Annotated in this window: 18 protein-coding genes; 12 read left to right on the top strand and 6 right to left on the bottom strand. The window is 71.5% G+C overall.

Features of this window, described 5'->3' with window-relative positions; genetic code table 11:
- Positions 1-3: 3 nt before the first annotated feature.
- Positions 4-1,197, bottom strand: a complete 1,194-nt coding sequence (locus tag I4Q55_RS26980) for a M20 family metallopeptidase (protein ID WP_206791483.1) — start codon at positions 1,195-1,197, stop codon at positions 4-6.
- Between the two features lie 68 nt (positions 1,198-1,265).
- On the opposite strand from I4Q55_RS26980, the gene I4Q55_RS26975 reads away from it, so the two are divergent.
- On the top strand, positions 1,266-2,330 hold the full coding sequence (locus I4Q55_RS26975; RefSeq protein ID WP_242546807.1) for an Lrp/AsnC family transcriptional regulator: 1,065 nt from the start codon (positions 1,266-1,268) through the stop codon (positions 2,328-2,330).
- 862 nt (positions 2,331-3,192) lie between these two features.
- Here the strand turns inward: I4Q55_RS26975 and I4Q55_RS26970 are convergent.
- The 4 genes from I4Q55_RS26970 to I4Q55_RS26955 all read right to left on the bottom strand — a co-directional run bounded on the left by I4Q55_RS26970 (position 3,193) and on the right by I4Q55_RS26955 (position 7,212).
- Positions 3,193-4,107: a hypothetical protein gene (locus I4Q55_RS26970; protein ID WP_206791482.1), complete on the bottom strand. Its 915-nt coding sequence runs from the start codon at positions 4,105-4,107 to the stop codon at positions 3,193-3,195.
- A gap of 52 nt (positions 4,108-4,159) precedes the next feature.
- Positions 4,160-5,590: a DUF1996 domain-containing protein gene (locus I4Q55_RS26965; RefSeq protein ID WP_206791481.1), complete on the bottom strand. Its 1,431-nt coding sequence runs from the start codon at positions 5,588-5,590 to the stop codon at positions 4,160-4,162.
- 274 nt (positions 5,591-5,864) lie between these two features.
- Entirely contained in the window at positions 5,865-6,647 is a 783-nt protein-coding gene (locus I4Q55_RS26960; protein ID WP_206791480.1) for a zf-HC2 domain-containing protein, read from the bottom strand.
- A 7-nt stretch (positions 6,648-6,654) separates the two neighbouring features.
- A complete protein-coding gene (locus tag I4Q55_RS26955) occupies positions 6,655-7,212 on the bottom strand; it encodes a sigma-70 family RNA polymerase sigma factor (protein WP_206791479.1) in 558 nt (185 codons plus the stop codon).
- Positions 7,213-7,452: 240 nt separating this feature from the next.
- Here I4Q55_RS26955 and I4Q55_RS26950 point away from each other — a divergent pair, with 240 nt between their 5' ends.
- Genes I4Q55_RS26950 through I4Q55_RS26930 form a run of 5 tightly spaced genes read left to right on the top strand, consistent with a single transcriptional unit; the run spans position 7,453 to position 11,110 of the window.
- Positions 7,453-8,052, top strand: a complete 600-nt coding sequence (locus I4Q55_RS26950) for a hypothetical protein (protein WP_206791478.1) — start codon at positions 7,453-7,455, stop codon at positions 8,050-8,052.
- Entirely contained in the window at positions 8,036-8,833 is a 798-nt protein-coding gene (locus tag I4Q55_RS26945) for a DUF4142 domain-containing protein (RefSeq protein ID WP_206791477.1), read from the top strand. Before I4Q55_RS26950 ends, I4Q55_RS26945 begins: the two co-directional genes overlap by 17 nt.
- Positions 8,826-9,443 carry a ferric reductase-like transmembrane domain-containing protein gene (locus I4Q55_RS26940; protein ID WP_206791475.1) on the top strand — a complete coding sequence of 206 codons (618 nt, stop codon included), beginning with the start codon at positions 8,826-8,828 and terminating at the stop codon, positions 9,441-9,443. The genes I4Q55_RS26945 and I4Q55_RS26940 overlap by 8 nt, the downstream gene beginning before the upstream one ends.
- Before the next feature lies 1 nt (position 9,444).
- Complete coding sequence (locus I4Q55_RS26935) at positions 9,445-9,675, top strand: ferredoxin (protein ID WP_206791474.1); 231 nt, start codon at positions 9,445-9,447, stop codon at positions 9,673-9,675.
- Positions 9,668-11,110, top strand: coding sequence for an NAD(P)/FAD-dependent oxidoreductase (locus I4Q55_RS26930; protein WP_206791473.1), 1,443 nt, complete (start codon positions 9,668-9,670; stop codon positions 11,108-11,110). The genes I4Q55_RS26935 and I4Q55_RS26930 overlap by 8 nt, the downstream gene beginning before the upstream one ends.
- A gap of 385 nt (positions 11,111-11,495) precedes the next feature.
- On the opposite strand, the gene I4Q55_RS26925 is transcribed toward I4Q55_RS26930, so the two are convergent.
- On the bottom strand, positions 11,496-12,902 hold the full coding sequence (locus I4Q55_RS26925; RefSeq protein WP_206791631.1) for an MFS transporter: 1,407 nt from the start codon (positions 12,900-12,902) through the stop codon (positions 11,496-11,498).
- A gap of 111 nt (positions 12,903-13,013) precedes the next feature.
- On the opposite strand from I4Q55_RS26925, the gene I4Q55_RS26920 reads away from it, so the two are divergent.
- The 6 genes from I4Q55_RS26920 to I4Q55_RS26895 all read left to right on the top strand — a co-directional run bounded on the left by I4Q55_RS26920 (position 13,014) and on the right by I4Q55_RS26895 (position 16,820).
- A complete protein-coding gene (locus I4Q55_RS26920; protein ID WP_206791472.1) occupies positions 13,014-13,898 on the top strand; it encodes a LysR family transcriptional regulator in 885 nt (294 codons plus the stop codon).
- Between the two features lie 155 nt (positions 13,899-14,053).
- A complete protein-coding gene (locus I4Q55_RS26915) occupies positions 14,054-14,497 on the top strand; it encodes a helix-turn-helix transcriptional regulator (protein ID WP_206791471.1) in 444 nt (147 codons plus the stop codon).
- 10 nt (positions 14,498-14,507) lie between these two features.
- Positions 14,508-14,918 carry a VOC family protein gene (locus I4Q55_RS26910; protein WP_206791470.1) on the top strand — a complete coding sequence of 137 codons (411 nt, stop codon included), beginning with the start codon at positions 14,508-14,510 and terminating at the stop codon, positions 14,916-14,918.
- Positions 14,915-16,159: an MFS transporter gene (locus I4Q55_RS26905; protein WP_206791629.1), complete on the top strand. Its 1,245-nt coding sequence runs from the start codon at positions 14,915-14,917 to the stop codon at positions 16,157-16,159. The genes I4Q55_RS26910 and I4Q55_RS26905 overlap by 4 nt, the downstream gene beginning before the upstream one ends.
- On the top strand, positions 16,144-16,401 hold the full coding sequence (locus I4Q55_RS26900) for a helix-turn-helix transcriptional regulator (RefSeq protein ID WP_206791469.1): 258 nt from the start codon (positions 16,144-16,146) through the stop codon (positions 16,399-16,401). Before I4Q55_RS26905 ends, I4Q55_RS26900 begins: the two co-directional genes overlap by 16 nt.
- A 5-nt stretch (positions 16,402-16,406) precedes the next feature.
- Positions 16,407-16,820: a VOC family protein gene (locus tag I4Q55_RS26895; RefSeq protein ID WP_206791468.1), complete on the top strand. Its 414-nt coding sequence runs from the start codon at positions 16,407-16,409 to the stop codon at positions 16,818-16,820.
- The last annotated feature ends 2 nt before the right edge of the window (positions 16,821-16,822 follow it).

Genomic DNA, 16,822 nt, shown 5'->3' with positions numbered 1-16,822 from the left:
GCGTCACTCCGCCAGGAGCCCGAGCCGGCGGACGGCGAGTTCGGCCAGCAGCGCGGCGCCGTCGCCGAGCACGCTGTCGTCGAAACGGGCGCGCGGCGAGTGGTTGTCCGGGGCGGTCGCCGGGTCCGTGGGGCACGCGCCGAGGAACAGGTAGGCACCGGGAACCCGTTCGAGGACACGGGAAAAGTCCTCCGAACCGGTGATCGGATCGGCCATCTCGGTGAAGCGCTCCTCGCCGAAGACGTCGCGGATCGTGGCGGCCACGAAGTCGTAGGCATCGGCGTCGTTGACCGTCGCGGGGTACTCGGGTTCGTAGGTGACATCGATGTCGAGGCCGTGCGCCTGCGCGATGCCGCGGCAGACCCGCACCGCGCGTTCGCCCACCCGCGCCGCGACCTCCGGCGAGAAGGACCGCAGCGTCGCCTCGAACACCGCGTCGTCCGGGATGATGTTGCGCCGGGTGCCGGCGTGGAACGAGCCGACGGTGATCACGACCGGGTCGAAGACGTCGAAGGTGCGCGTGACCATGGTCTGCAGCGCGGTCACCATCTCGCAGGCGGCGGGGATCGGGTCGCGGGCGTCGTGCGGCGACGAGCCATGGCCGCCGTCACCCTTTACCCGGACCTCGAGAGCACCGGACGCCGCCATCAGCGTGCCGGGCCGGGCGACGAAGTGGCCCTTGGCGTAGCTGGCGGCCGAAACGTGCAGGCCGTAGGCGGCGTCGACGGGCCTGCCGGACGCCGTCAGCACGCCTTCGTCGATCATGTGGCCGGCGCCGTCCCAGCCCTCTTCGCCCGGCTGGAACATGAAGACGACGTCGCCGGGGAGGTCTTTCCGGCGGGCGGCGAGCAGCCGGGCGGCGCCGACGAGGCCGGCCGTGTGGAGGTCGTGGCCGCAGGCGTGCATGGCGCCGTCGTGGGTCGAGGTGAACTCCTCGCCGCTGGCCTCCATGACCGGGAGCGCGTCCATGTCGCCGCGCAGCAGGACGGTGCCGCCTTTCTTGCCGCCGCGGAGGACGGCGGTGATCGACGAGAGGTTCTTGCCGAGGGTGATTTCGAGCGGCAGGCCGTCCAGCGCGGTGAGGACCCGTTCCTGGGTGCGCGGCAGATGCAGTCCGATTTCGGGGATTTTGTGCAGTTCGCGGCGGAGGGCGACCAGGTCGCCGAGCAGGAGGGCGGCATCGGAACGCAGGGTCATCCGCCGATCATGCGAGAGTCGCGCACAATGGCCGGGGAAATCCGCAGAAACCACCGTCTCGAGGGCTGATGAGCGAAGAATCCGCCATGTTGGCCGAGCAGGACCTCAAACTGGCCGACGCGCTCCAGGCGGCGCCGCGGGCGTCGTGGTCGACGCTCGGCCGCGCGCTCGGCGTGGGCGCGGTGACCGCGGCCCGGCGCTGGGACGCGCTCGTGGAGCGCGGGGACGCCTGGCTGACCGCGTACGCCGGCGGAGAGCTGGCCGCGCGGCTGGCGCTGGCCTTCGTGGCGATCGACTGCGCGCCCGGGGCGGCGCTTTCCGTCGCTTTCGCGCTGGCTTCGGACGTCCACGTGGCCACCGTCGAGCACGTGGCGGGGCCGTGCGACCTGCTCGCCCACGTCGTCGCACCGTCGTTGCGGGAGCTGGGGGCGCACGTGGCGAGCCGGGTGGCGACGGTGCCGGGCGTGACGCGGGTGCGGACGACGCTGTCGCCGCGGATGTTCACCGAGGGCAGCCGGTGGCGGGTGCGGGCGATCTCGCCGGGCCAGCGCGAGGCGCTGTCACCGAAGCCGGCTCGCCGGCGGTCGCCCCTGCGGTTCGATTCGGCGGACCGGGAGCTGATCTTGGCGTTGGGAGCGGACGCCCGCGCGTCGGCGGCGGCACTGGCGGGCTCGTTGGGCATCGGGGCGACGACGGTGCGCCGCCGGCTGGACGGCTTGCTGAGCCGCGGCGCGATCCGCGTCCGGTGCGAGATCGCGCGGTCGGTGTCACCGGCACCGGTGACGGTGACACTTTGGGTGCGCGTGCCCCCGGACAAGCTGGAGACGACGGCCCGGTCGCTGGCGATGGCACCGGAGGTGCGGATGTGCGCGGCGCTGACCGCGGCCGAGAACCTGATGCTGGTGGTGTGGCTGCCTACGCCGCAGGACGTGCTCGTTTTGGAAGCCCGGCTGGCAGCGAAGCTGCCGTGGCTGGAGGTCACCGGCCGGGCGGTGACGCTGCGGAGCGTCAAGCTGATGGGCCGGTTGCTCGACTTCGCGGGCCGGGGTACGGGCCGGGTGCCGTTGGATTTCTGGGCCGCGGTCCCCGCGCCGGAGCACGGGGACCGCAGCGTTCACCGATCCGGGGGATGAGGGGGGTGAGGTGGAGGGAAGCATCCCCCGGGACCGGGGATTCGGGGTCCGCGGAGAGTGGGCCGGCCCGGTGACCGAGGGGCGGCCACCGGCCGGGGCCTTGGCGGAACTCGCGTGATTCGCGACGGGAGTCGCGTGATGGGAGGCGGATCTCGCTGGGGGTCTCGTGTGGCTGGAGGGGTATCGCGTGTGATTGCGGAGGCATCACGCGTGATTGGAGAGGCAACTCGCGTGATTGAAGGGGCATCACGCGTGATTGCGGAGACGACTCGCCGATCTGGAGGGTCGGTTCGCGGAGTTGGAGGGACGGATCTCGTGTGGTGAGGAAGGGTTCCGGCGCGGTGGATAGGGGTGAGGTGGAGGGAAGCGTCCACCGGCCGGAACTCGCGGGCGGGAGCGACTCCCGCCTTTTCCTCCTTCGCTGATCCGGCTCGGCCGGATCGGTGGGGTGAAGAATCCCGGCCCGATGGACTCGGGGGGGGTGAGGTGGAGGGAAAGCGTCCACCGGGCCGGGGCTCGGGGTGCGGGACCAAGGCCCCGCCATCTCGATGCGGGACCAACTCCCGCTGTTTCCTGCGGTGAAACAACCGGCCCGATGGACTCGGGGGGGGGGTGAGGTGGAGGGAAAGCGTCCACCGGGCCGGGGCTCGGGGTGCGGGACCAAGGCCCCGCGATTTCGGTACGGGACCACGTCCCGCGGTTGTCGTGCGGGGCCGGGGCCCCGCGATTTCGGTGCGGGACCGGGGTCCCGCTGGGTTGGTGCGGGTGGTGACCCGCTTTTCCGTTGTGGTGCAACCGGCCCGGCGGACTCGGGGGGTGAGGTGGAGGGAAGTGTCCGCCGGGCCGGGGATTTTGGGGCGGGTTACTCCCCGCCGGTCGTGGGTGCCAGGGCCTGCCGGATCTCCGGGCTTCGGGCCACCGGCTCGGCCTTGCAGCCGTTGGGCTCCAGGGCGTACCAGGCGCCGGCCGCTCCGTGGCCGCTCGCTTCGCCCGGCGCGTCCTGTTCGTACGTGTACACCGGCCAGCCTCCGATCGTCACCTGGCTCGTTCCGTCCGCCCTGCGGATGCGGCCGATCAGGCCCGGGTCGATGCCGGCGGCCGCTGTCACCCGGCCGTCCGCCGGGAGCGGTGGCCACTTGCTCGCGCAGGACGCGTCGCACGTGGACTTCCCGGATCCCTTGCCGTCCTTGGTGAACAGGTACAGCGTGCGGCCGTCCGCGTCCGTGAGGATCGTGCCGAGGCCGGGGGCCTCGGCCGTCTCGACCGTTGCGGGGTTCGCCTTCCGGCCCGTCGGCGTGATCGCCGACCAGTCCGCGCTGACGTCGCGGCCGAGCGCGATGCCCGGGCCCGTGTCCTTCGCGTACCGGTAGACCGGCCAGCCGCCGACGGTCACCTGCTTGCGGCCGTCGGGCCGGGTCACCGAGCCCACCAGCCGGGCCTCGACCCCGGCGGCGATCGCCGGGACGTCGGACACCAGCGGGGGCCACGTCAGCGCGCACGGGCCGGCGCAGGTCGCCGTGGCCGGGCCGGCCGTGTCCTTCGCGTAGCGGTAGAGCGTGTGCCCTTCCGCGTCGGCCAGCACCGTGCCCAACCCGTCCACAGTGGACGATATCAGCCGGGCCGTGGTGCCTGCCGGAACCGCGCTCGCCGGCTGCGCGCCGAGCACGACTGGCCGACCGGCACCGGACGTGGCGTACGGGTTGGTCCCGCAGGCCGCGACCAGCGCGAGTCCGGCCGTGGCGAGCGGCAGCGCGGCAACCGGGCGAGCACGGTTCATCGGAAGTTCTCCCTCCTGCTCTCGAAGTGACCGAAGTGAACTGACTATGTCGTTATTCGGCGCAGGTCCGGCCGGAGTTGATGCAGTTGACCAGGCGGCCCATGATCTGATTGCTCATCACGTTCGCGAAGTCGTCGTGGTCGGAACGCGGGTTGTGCTCTTCCTGCGCGAAGGCGTCCACTTTGTACTGCTTGTTGACCTGGACGTCCTGCGGGATGTCGTAGACCAGGGTGATCTGCAGCTGGGGCACGTTCTTGAACCCCTGCGGGCACTTGCCCTGCTGGTCGGCGAACACGATGTGCGTGCGGTGGTTCTCGCTGTCGGTGTTCTTGCCGTCCCAGCAGTTCGGGAAGGCGTGGATGCGCTGGACCTTGCTGCCCTGCGGGCAGATCGGGTACTTGTCGGTCAGCCGGTCCTCGAACCCGGTGCAGGTCCAGCTGGGCCGGGCGTTGGCCGGGCCGTTCGTGCTCTGCTTGGCGTCACCGTAGAGGATCTTCAGCCCGAGCGGCATCGCGACGACGTTCTGCGCGCCACCGCCGATGAACTTCAGCTCCGCGACCTCCGGCTCGATGATCTCGCCGTCGTTGTCGCCGACCTCTTCGTTCTCGCCCTGCGGGCCGCCGAGCTCTTCCTCCTGCTGACCCTGGTTCTGGTTCTGCTGGTTCTGGTTCTGCTGGTTCTCGTTCTTGTCCTGCTGGTTGTTCTGGTCCTGCTGCTGGTTCTGGTCCTGCTGGTTGTTCTGGTTCCGGTCGTTCTGGTTCTGGTCCTGCTGCTGGTTGTTCTGCTCCTGGTCGCGCTGACGGCGCTGGCGGTCCTGCTGCTGACCGTCGTTCTGATCACCCTGCTGCTGGGCGCTCAGGCCGGTCCGGCCGCCGCCCTGGCCACGCCGCTCGCGCTGGTTCTGCTCCTGCGCGTCCTTGGCGTCCTGGGCGCTCTTGTCCTCCTGGACGTCGCCGGTCTTGCCCTGCTGCTCCTGCTGTGCCTGCTGGTTCTTGCTCTTGTTCGCCGCCTCGTCCTCGCGGTCGATGCGGATGACGGGCCAGAAGTACGCCGACTGATCACCGTTCTTGCAGGTGGTGTCGCCGGCGAGCAGGCTCTTCAAGCTGGAATCGGCGTCGGTGGTCACGTTGCCGACGTAGTCGTGCAGGTGCTGGGCGCCGTTCTTGATCCCGGGCTGGGCGATGAAGTTGTCCGGGTTGTGGTGCGCACCGTCCGCGTTCGTTCCACAGTCGACGGTGAAGGACCCCTTCGTGCCCTTGTTCTTCAGAGCCGCGTTCACATTGGTACCGGCGGGAACCTGGTTGATGTCGATGTAGAACGACGGGTCCGCGCCATCCGCCCTGGCTTCGCCCGTGCGGCCCGTGGTGACCGCGACGGCGAGCGCGCCGACGGCGATCGCCAGGCCGATCGCACCCATCGCGATCTTGGTTCGGCGGGCAACGCGGTGCTTGCCCGTCACGGGGGACCGAGAATTCCGGGCCATAGATCAGTTCACCTCGTTCGTTTTTCCGGGCGCGCGCCAACGGCGCGGCAGCCCGGGCAAGAACTACCGTTTATTGAGCTTGAGATCGCACGGAACCTGAGTCGGGATGCTTGCGGTTCCGGCTGTCGGGATGCATCGGGGGATGCATTGGGGGATACGGACATGAGCGCCCCGAGGTTCAAAAGCGACCGGCCCGTTATCTGTTCGTTATCTACCGGAACGCAACCGGGCAGCATTGACCCAGGTCAGGGCGTTGCACCGAAAAGAAAGAGATTCAGCGCTGGACGACGACGAGGACCGTGCCGTCCTCACCGCGGACCTCGAACCGGCCGATCTGGTCCATCGCCAGGGAGACCGAACCCTGCAGCCGCAACGGTTCGGGCGAGCCGGGGATGCCGAACCCCTTGGGTGGCACCGACCAGCTGGAGACGACGCGCTCGGCCCCGGTCACCGGGATGGCGACCAGCTGGCACTTCACCGGCCCGACGATCCCGCGCAGCTCGAGCTCGACGCGGCTGCCCCACTCCACCGGCGAAACGGTGACCAGGGCGCTGACGGCGGACCCACCACTGCCGCGGCCGTACGTCTGGCCGCCCCCGGGCTGGCCCTGGGCGCCCCCGGGCGGTGGGGTGGACGTCGCCAGGACACTCGGCGGCGGCTGCTTGGTGCTCGGGGCGGCGAGCGAGGCGGGCGGGACGGCGTCGGCCGGCCGGACCGCCAGGGTCACCAGCGGGCCGGCGATGACGGCCGCCGCGGCCGCGGCCCCGGCGAGGATGCCGATCCGGCGACGGCGGCGGCGCTTCACCGCGGCCTCTTCCATGAGGCCGCGCAGCACCCGGGGGCCCGGCGACAGCGTGCGCGGGCTGGGCGCCGGCATCGGCGGCTCCGGCCAGCTGCGCTTCACCAGGTCGAGGACGTCCGGCAGCTGGTAGAGCTCGATCAGGTCGAGCTGGCAGTGCGGGCAGTTCATCAGGTGGGCTTCGAACTGGGTGTTCTCGGCCTCGCTGAGGACGCCGAGCACGTAGGCGGCGACGTCGGTGTGCGGTGATCCGGCCACGCTCAGTTCACCCCCGCTCGCGCAAGGCTCGGCGCAGGGCGCGGACGGCGTGGTGGATGCGGGACTTGACGGTGCCCGGGGGCACGCCGAGGGTCGCCGCGACCTCGTTCACGGTCCGATCGCGCAGGTAGGTCTGCTGGATGGCCTCCCGCTGCTCGGGCGAAAGGCCCTGCAGCGCCTCGTAAACGATCATCGCGGCGAGCGTCCGGTCCGATTCGTCGGACACCGCGATCGCGTCGGATTCGATCTCCTCGAGCTCCTGGGGCCGGACGCTGCGGCTGCGCCAGCCGTCGATCACGATACGCCGGGCCACCGTGAACAACCAGGCACGGAGCATCTCCGGCTGGCGGTCGAGCTTGTCGGCGTTCCGCCACGCCTTGATCAGGGTCTCCTGGACGACGTCTTCGGCCCACTGCCGGTCGTGACCGGTCAGCCGCAGCGCGAACGCCATCAGCGACCCGCCGAATTCCTGGTAGAGCGCCTTCGCCAGATCGTCGTGGCCGTCGCCGGACTCGGCGAAGGCTTCCTGATCGACGGATCTCAGCGCTCGGGTGTGCCGTCCCACGCGGGACATCCTGGTGGGCCGGACGGCCTACGTCCAGTACTTCCGGGCCGCAAACCGCGGGCAAAACTTTTTTGAACCGTTTCCGGACCGTGTCCGTATCCCCTACCGAAGACCCCGACCAGGCGTTGTCCCCCGCAACGCTCCGCATCCACTCCGGACCGAATGTCCACTGTGGATCTTTCGCGCCCTTTTCCGTTGCACTACCGGCAACAGCGCGTAGTCATGCCCCACGGAGGAGCAGTGATCCGCATTCCCCGCCCGGTGGTCCCCGCCGCCGTGTGCCTCACCGCACTCGCCTTGCTCACCGCCTGTACCGCAGGCGCGGCCACCCCCGGTGGTGGTTACGCGGCCGGCGGCGCCGCCGGGATGCAGATGCCCGGCATGCAGCAGCAGGGCCAGGTCGTCCTGCCGATGCCGCAGGGCATCACCGCCGACCCGAACAACCCGGCGAAGAGCCAGCTCAGGGGGGCGAAGACGTTCGACCTCGGGCTCATGCTCGTCGACGGGACCGGGTACACCATCTACCGCTACGACCGGGACACCCCCAACCCCTCGCGGTCGAACTGCACCGGTCAGTGCGCGGCCAAGTGGATCCCGGTCAAGCCCGGCAACCTGGCACCGATCGACGTCGACCAGTCGCTGATCGGCCAGATCACCCGCCCCGACGGCACCCCGCAACAGACCCTCGCCGGGTGGCCGCTGTACCACTACACCGGCGACACCGAACCGGCCGACACCTCCGGCCAGGGCCTCGACCAGGCGTGGTACCCGATCGCGCCGGACGGCAAGAAGATCACGTTGACCCAGGACGAGTGGAGGCAAAATGCGTTCGGCGTCTGAGCTCGCCGGGTTCGACTTCGAAACCCCGTCGGTCCTCGAACGTTCCCGCCCCCTGGTCCGGATCCTCTTCGTCGTGGCGCTGGTGCTGGCGCTGCTCGCACCGGGCTCGGCCTCGCTCGCCCAGACGGAGTCCACCGCGATCTCCGACACCGACGCGGTGCTGCTGACCAAGGTCCGCCAGGCCGGTCTGTGGGAGATGCCGTCGGGCATGATGGCGATGCAGAAGGGCAGCCCGATCGTCCAGCAGGTCGGCTTCGCGATCATGATGGACCACGGCCGCCTCGACGTGGCGACCCGCGCCCTCTCGCAGAAGCTGAACTCGCCGGTGCCCGACCAGCCGTCCGAGGAACAGCGCGGCTGGCTGGCCGAGCAGATGGCCGCCGCCCCCGGCCCGGAGTTCGACCGGGTCTTCGCCAACCGGCTGCGTGCCGCCCACGGGTCGGTGTTCGCCGTCCTCGCGCAGCTGCGGGCCGGCACCCGCAACGCCGACGTGCGGGCCTTCGCCACCGTCGGCAACCAGGCCGTGATGCGGCACATGACGATCCTCGAGAGCACCGGGATGGTCGACTACACCGCGCTGCCCGCCCCGGCCGTCTCCACCACCTCGGCGCCCGTCGGCGAACCGCTCGGCCTCGACACGTCCCAGATCGCCGTGGTGGCGGCGCTGTTCCTCCTGCTCGGGGGCGGTCTGTTCTACGCGCTGCGCCAGATCAAGAGCAACCGTGGCCGCGCCAGGACGTCCCGGCCGGCCACCGCGAGAACCGGGGGTAGCCATGGTTGAGACCTGGCACGAAGCAACGCTCTTCCTGACCCAGGAGTTCCAGCCGAAGACCGACCCGGCGGCCCGCGGCCTCGCGGCCTTCGCCGCCCGGACGTCCTACGGGGCCGCGATGCTGACGCTCACCTGGGGCGTGCTCACCGCGACCGGCTGGATCCGCTCGGTCACCGGCCGGAAGGGCCTGCGCAGCACGCACATGGTGCTGGCCACCGCGACGATCATCTTCGGCATGGTCCACGCGCTGGGCTTCACCTACCTGACGGTCCAGCCGTACAGCTTCGGCTACATGTTCATCCCGTTCGGTTCCGGCCAGGAAGCGCGGCACATCGCGGGCATCGTCGGCTTCGAGGTCATGTTCGCCATCTTCCTCACCGCGGGCCTGCAGCGCTTCACGTCCTACCGGCGGTGGCTGTGGCTGCACCGCTGCGCGTACCCGGCCGTCGGCCTGATCGCGATCCACTCCTGGTTCGGCGCCATCGCGAACGGTCACCTCTCGGTCACCTGGCTGGGCGGCATCACGCTGCTCGTGCCGGCCGTGACGGTGTCGATGCTGCGGTTCATGCCGGCCCGCACGCTCGAGCGCATCGGTCTCGTGGAAGAGCAGGTGGCCTGACATGCCCTTCCGTTTGCCCGGCAGTGGGCCCCGGATCAGCGTCGACAACGACCGGTGCGAGCTCTACGGCATCTGCGCCATGGAGGCGCCGGACGTGTTCGACCTCGGCCAGGACGGCCGCCTGCGCTTCCACACGCGGCTGCTGGACGAAAACACCATGGAACAGGCGAAGATGGCCGCCCGCTGCTGCCCGATGCAGGCGGTCGTGATGAGAGGGGACCTCGATGGCTGACGGCGACCGGATCGTCATCGTCGGTGCGGGCGTCGCCGGGCTGCGAGCCGCGGAACGCCTGCGGGAGCAGAAGTTCGACGGGGAGATCGTCCTGATCGGCGACGAGGCCCGCCGGCCCTACCACCGGCCGATGGTCTCCAAGGCGCTGGTGATGGGGACCGAACGGCCCAGCGACGTGGGCCTTTCGCACTACCTGCCCGACCTCGACGTGCACTGGCGGCTCGGCGCGCGGGTCACGCACCTGGACACCACCGAGCGGGTCGTGCACCTGCCGGGCGGCGAATCCCTGTGGTACGACGGCCTGATCGCCGCGACCGGCGTTTACCCGCGGCACCTGCCCGGGGCGCCGCGGCACGACCCGCGCGTGCGGATCCTGCGCACGGTCGAGGACTCGATGGCCGTGCGGCGCTGCCTCAACGCCAGCAAGAAGCCGGCCGTCGTGATCGGCGCCGGCCTGATCGGCAACGAGTTCGCCGCGAGCATGCGGCACATCGGCCGCGACGTCACCCTGATCGGGCACGCGAAGGCGCCACTGCACCGCTTCGGCGACCGTGTCTCCAGCGGCATCGTCGAGGCGCACCACGAGCACCGCGCGAACCTGGCGATGCGCAGCGAAGTCCGGCACTGGATCAGCACCAAGGACACCGTCGGGCTGCACCTGACGAACAACCAGCTGCTGGTCGCCAGCGTCGTCGTCCTCGCCATCGGCAGCGTCCCGTCGGTCGACTGGATGCGCGGCTCCGGCCTCGACATCAGCGACGGCGTGCTCTGTGACTCGAAGCTGTTCGCCGAGGGCGCGTCCGACGTCGTCATCGCCGGCGACATCGCGCGCTGGCCGAACCTGCGCTTCGACGAGACCCCGCGGCGGGTCGAACACTGGATCAACGCCGTCGAGTCGGCCCGGCACGCGGCGGACAACCTGCTGATGGGCCACTCGAGCGCCATCCCGTTCACCCCGCTCCCCCGCGCCTGGTCGACGCTGTACGACACGCGTCTGCAGATGTGCGGGATGCCGTCGCTGGCCGAGGACACGGTGTCGCTGGCCGACGGCATCACCGGCTTCGTCCGCGACGGCAGGCTCGTCGGCATCTCCTGCTGGAACAAGCCGCGGGCGATGCTCGACTGGATGCTCGAGCTCGACCGCCGGCTGCCCGCGCCCGACTACGTGCCCGAGCCGGAGCCCGCGCCCGCGCCGGAGGTCGCCGAAGTACCGACGGTCGAGCCGTCGCTCGCCGCACTGGCGGCCGACGTGCCACCGGAGTTCGACAGCGGCTTCGACCACCAGGCCTTCGAGCGCGAGTTCGAGAGCGAGTTCGCCAACGACATCCCGACGACGGCGTTCCCCGCGCAGTCGTTGCCGGCCCCGCCGACCACGGCGTTCGCCGCCCAGCCCGGTGCGGCGCTGCCGACCATGGCCATCCCGATGGGGAGGTAGAGAAAGCCGGGACGGGGCTGCGCGCGGCGGCCTCCGTCCCCTTGCCGGCCACCACGCCCCCTCCGCGGCTGGGTGGTGTGGTGGCCGGCCCCAACGTCCCCCAGCCCGCCTCGTGTCCGTGAAAAGCCCCGGTCGGGGTTGCAGGATCGAGCGCCCGGCGGGCCAGGAGAAGGTCATCCCGAGGGAACCCGACGCCCCCGGGGTGACCTTCTTCCGGCGCACCGGGCGGGGGCCCGGGGTCGAGCGCCCCGGCGGGTCACTCCGCCGCGGCGCACGGGCCGTGGAGATCGTTCCGGCGGAAGGGTATGCCACCGGAAGGAGCTCCACGGCTTGCAGCACCGGTGCGACGGCCGTCCCGGGGGCACGGGAACCCCCGGGACGGTCTTCACCGTGCGCGGCGCGACCACCACGACTCCCCCACGACGAGCCCGCCGAGGACGAGCACCGCGACCCCGGCGACGCGCAGCCCGGCGTCCGTCCCCGAGACGAACGCCGAGACCACGCCGGTCCCGTGGGGTGTCCGGGCCAGAGCTTCGGCAACGGTGTGCGCTCCGCGCGCGTCCGGCGGCAGCGCCGCGGCGAACCGGGCGGTGGACACGGTGCCGACCACGGCGACGCCCAGCGCGCTGCCGAACTCGCGGGTCGTGGCCTGCAGGCCGGTGCCGACGCCGGCCTGGGCGGCCGGGAGGGCACCCGCGATCACGCCCGACAGCGTCGGCAGCGCCAGCGTCACCCCCAGCCCGGTCACCACCAGCCAGGCCGCGTAGGCGGGGTACGAGGTCTGCGTGTCGCTTGTGGACAGTCCGAGCAGACCGGCCCCGGCGAACGCGAAGGCGAGCGCCACGGTTCCCTCGATGCCGATCCGCCGGGACAGGCGCCCCACGTGCGGTCCGCCGAGGATGATCGGCACCGTCAGCGGGACGATCCCGAGCCCGGTCGCCAGCACGCCGAAGCCCTTGGCGTACTGCAGGAACGACGCGTTGACGTAGAACAGCGCGAACATGCCGAAGAAGATCGCGGTCATCCCGAGGCAGGCGCTGCGCAGACCGGCGATCCGGAACAGCCGCGGGTCCAGCAGCGGGTGCGCCGAGCGCAGTTCGGCGAACACCCACACCGTGAACAGCACGGCGGCCACGGCGAACCCGGTCACGACGACCGCGCTGCCCCAGCCCGCCTCCGGGCCCTGGACGATCCCGAGCAGCAGCGCGACCGACGCACCGACCAGCAGCAGCGCGGCCACGGGGTCCAGACGGCGGTCGTGGCGGGCCGACACCGGCGCGGTGCGCGCGACCAGCACGGCGGCCGCGAGCGCGACCGGCACGGCAGCGGCGAACAGCCAGCGCCACGACCCGCCGGCCAGCAGCAGCCCGCCGCCGGCGTTGCCGGCCACCCCGCCGATGCCGGTCATCGACGCCCAGGTCGCGATGGTCGCCGGCCGGCGCGCGGCGGGCACGGCGTGCAGCAGGACGGCCAGCGTGTTGGGCAGCACCGCGGCCGCGCCCAGCCCGGTGAGCGCCCGGCCGGCGAGCAGGACGGCGACGTCGGGCGCCACCGCCGACAACAGCGTCCCCGCCGCGAACAGCCCCAGCCCGGCCAGCAGGACGCCTTTGCGGCCGAACCGGTCGCCCGCCGCACCGGCGGGGATCACCAGGCAGGCGAACACGACGACGTAGGTGTCGACGATCCAGACCAGCTCCGGCGCGGACGGGCGCAGGGCGCTCGCGGCGAGCATCGGGACGGCGAGGTTGACCGCCGCGACCATCCCGACGACGAGGACGACGCACGCGCACATGATCGGGAGCAGGCTCGTTCTTTCCTTGAGGTGCATGACGCCGACGGTAGGAACGGCCGTCTTCTGCGCGCCACGCAACTTTGGCAAGGGTGTTTTGCGTACGCTGCAACTGTGTCCGAGCAGCTGGACCTGAACCTCCTGCGCGTGTTCGACGCGCTCCTGCGGGACGGGAGCGTGACGGCGGCGGCCGAGCGCCTCCACCTGTCCATCCCGGCGACCAGCCGGGCGCTGGGCCGGCTGCGGCGGGCGATGGGCGACCCGATCCTGGTGCGCGCCGGCCGCGGGCTGGCGCCGACGCCGTTCGCGCTGCGCACCGCGCCGCGGGTGCGTTCGCTGCTGGAGGAAGCGGCGGCCCTGGTCAACACCGAGCTGTCGCTCGCGGACCTCCAACGCACGTTCACGATCCGCATCAACGACGGCGTCGCCGCGACCCTGGCTCCGGCTGCTGCCGAAGCCACTTCGTCCGCGGCTCCCGGGGTGACGTTGCGTTTCGTGGCCGAGGGCGCCGAGAGCGCGGAGGCCCTGCGCGACGGCTCGATCGACCTGGACATCGGCGTGGGTGAGCCGGCGGCCCCCGACATCCACTCGGCAGTGCTCTACCGCGACCGGCTGGTGGCGGCGGTGCGCACGGACAGTTCCCTGGGCCGCCGCCCGACGCTGGCGCAGCTGTGCCGCCTCCCGCACGTCTCGGCGTCCCGCCGCGGCCTCGCCCGCGGACCACTGGACGACGCGCTCGACGCGGCGGGCCTGCGTCGCCACGTCGTGGCTGTCGTGCCCACCTCCGCCGTCGCCGCGCTCGTGGTCGCCTCCAGCGGGTACGTCGGTCTCCTGCCCGAGCGCCTCGCGGAGCAGTACGGTCCCGCGCTCGGCCTGCGCTGGTTCCCGGTCCCGGCGGACCTGCCCGACCTGGAGGTCCGCTTGTCCTGGCACGCCCGGCTGGACGCCGACCCGGCCCAGCGCTGGCTGCGCGAAACCCTCCGCGACGCCCTCCGCTGACCCCGGCCCCGAGCGCCCCAATGTGGCCTTCGGTGCGTTCAACGCACCGAAGGCCACCTTGGCTGCGTTCAACGCAACCAAGGCCACATTGGGGCGCTTCGGCAGCGGGTCGCGAAGTTCGCCACGGGGCCGGTCCGTTATGGCAGGATTCATCCGTGACCAGCACCGCCGCCACGGCGCAGTACCTGCGTGACCTCGCGCTGCTGCGCAAGGTCCGGGACCGGATCGACCGGGAGTACGCGCAGCCGCTCGACGTCGAGGCGCTGGCTCGTGGCGTGAACATGTCCGCCGGGCACCTCAGCCGGCAGTTCCGGCGAGCCTACGGAGAGTCACCGTATTCGTACCTGATGACGCGGCGGATCGAACGGGCGATGGCGCTGCTGCGCAAGGGCGAGCTGAGCGTCACCGAGGTGTGCTTCGACGTCGGCTTCTCGTCGCTCGGCACCTTCAGCACCCGGTTCGCCGAGCTGGTCGGGATGCCTCCGAGCGTCTACCGCGAGCAGCAGGCCGAGGCCACCGTCGGGATGCCGCCGTGCGTGGCCAAGCAGGTCACCAGACCGATCAGGAATCGAGAAGCGCGGCCGTCGGCGGCCACATAGTGTGACCACCATGGACGTCACCATTCACTCGAGCTTCCTCCCGCACACCGACCCGGAGGCCTCGCTCGCCTTCTACCGCGACCTCCTCGGCTTCGAGGTCCGGCAGAACGTCAAGTACGGCGACATGCAGTGGATCACCGTCGCGCCGCCGAACCAGCCCGACACCTCGATCGTGCTGACGCCGGTGGCCGCGACGCCCGGCCTGACCGACGACGAACGCCGCATGATCGCCGAGATGATGGCCAAGGGCACCTACGCCTCGGTCAACCTCGCGACCAAGGACCTCGACGCGCTGTTCGCCAAGCTGCGGGACGGCGGCGCCGAGGTCGTCCAGGAGCCGGTCGACCAGCCCTACGGCATCCGCGACTGCTCCTTCCGCGACCCGGCCGGCAACCTGCTGCGCATCCAGGAACTGCGCTGACCACGACGCACGGCTACCGCCGGGTCCTGCGCGACCGGCGGATCGCCGGGCTCCTGCTGGGCGACCTGCTGGCCAACATCGGCACCGGCATGCTGCTGGTCGCCATGCCCGTGCAGACGCTGTCCCTCCACGGCAACGTCCCGAAGGCCATCGCCATCGGGCTCGTGGAGGCCGCGCCGTTCGTCCTGTCCACCGTGCTGGCCCTGGCCATCGGCCTCGGCCGGGTGCGGGTGCCGCCGCGCACGCTGCTCGTCGCCGACTGCGTGCTGCGGTCGGTGACCTTCGCCGTCCTCGGCGTCCTGGCCGTCACCGGCCGGCTCACCCTGCCGGTGCTGATCGCCGGCCTGTTCTTCGGCGCGACCTTCCGGCTGGCCGGGTCGAGCAGCCGCCGCCTGCTGGCGACGTCGGCCGCGGGCGAGGCCGGCCGGTTCTCGGTCAACGGGCTGCTCGGGCTCAACACGACGTTCGCGCTCTACATCGCCGGGCCGGTGCTCGGCGGGGTGATCGTGGCGACCACCGGCGCGGGCGTCGCGCTCTTCGTCGACGCGGGCGGGGCGTTGGTCCTGCTGGCCGCCACGCTGGCGTGCGTCCCCCGCGGGACCGAGAGCCGGGACGCGCTGCGCGACGGCGCGACCCACGAATCCGGCTGGCGGATCCTGCGCCGCCGCCCGGTCGCCGCGCGGCTGCTGGTCGTCGAGTTCTTCTTCAACTTCCTGTACATGCCGGTCGAAGTGGCGCTCCCGCTCTACGTGAGCGGGACGCTGCACGCCGGCGCGTCCGGTCTGGGGGTGCTGTGGGGTGCGCTCGGGGTCGGCGCGTTCCTCGGCGCCGCGCTCGTCAGCCGGCTGCGGAACCTGCCGCAGCGGCCGCTGCTCGTCGCGATCATCGGCCTGTGGGCGCTGTGCCCGATCGCGCTCGCCGTCACCGGCGACCTGGTCGTGGCCCTGCTCGTCTTCGGCCTGGGCGGCCTGGTGTACGCGCCGTTCACCCCGGTCGCCTACAGCTTCCTGCAGTCCGGGCTCGCCCCCGGGGAGCAGCAGCAGGTCGTCACGCTCTGGACGACCGGCGCCACGGTGGCCGCCCCGCTCGGGCTGGCACTGGGCGGCCCCCTGATCGAACTCACCGGCAGCACCGGCGGTCTCGCGCTGTCCGGCGTGCTGACCCTCCTGCTGCTCCCGATCGCCGCCCGGGCAGTCCTCGGGCGCACCCACGAAGGGACCCCGACATGTGTCTCAGCCTGAACATCGCCGCGCACCAGCATTTCCGCGAGCTGGTATTGCTGCGCCGGGTCCGCGACCGCATCGACACCGAATACGCGCGGCCGCTGGACGTCGAAGCACTCGCGCGCGTTGCGGGCCTGCCCGTCGCGTTGTTCGTCCGCCGGTTCCGGGACGCCTACGGCCTTTCCCCGCACGGATACCGGCAAGCCGTCGAAGCGATCAGGAATCGAGAAGCCCGGGCCGCCGGCCCGAAAGTAGCGTGATTCCCATGAACCTCACCATTCACCAGACCTTCCTCCCCCACCACGACCACGAGGCCTCACTGGCCTTCTACCGCGACACCCTCGGTTTCGAGGTGCGCAACGACGTCGACTACGGCGGCCAGCACTGGCTCACGATCGGCCTGCCCGGCCAGCCCGACACGTCGCTCGTGCTGCAGCCGACGGGCGCCGCCTACGCGGACCTGTCCGATGAGGAACGCGCGACCATCACGGAAATGATGGCCAAGGGCACCTTCGCCGCGGTCAACCTGGCCACCGACGACCTGGACGGCACCTTCGAACGGGTGCAGGCCGGTGCCGCCGAGGTCGTCCAGGAACCGACCGACCAGCCGTGGGGCATCCGCGACTGCTCCTTCCGCGACCCCGCCGGAAACCTCGTCCGCATCCAAGAACTGCGCTGACC

Origin of the sequence: Amycolatopsis sp. MtRt-6 (assembly GCF_017308975.1) — a bacterium.
Lineage (GTDB): Bacteria > Actinomycetota > Actinomycetes > Mycobacteriales > Pseudonocardiaceae > Amycolatopsis.
The sequence above is the reverse complement of the archived record's forward strand: the minus strand, read 5'-3'. Positions and strand labels throughout refer to the sequence as shown.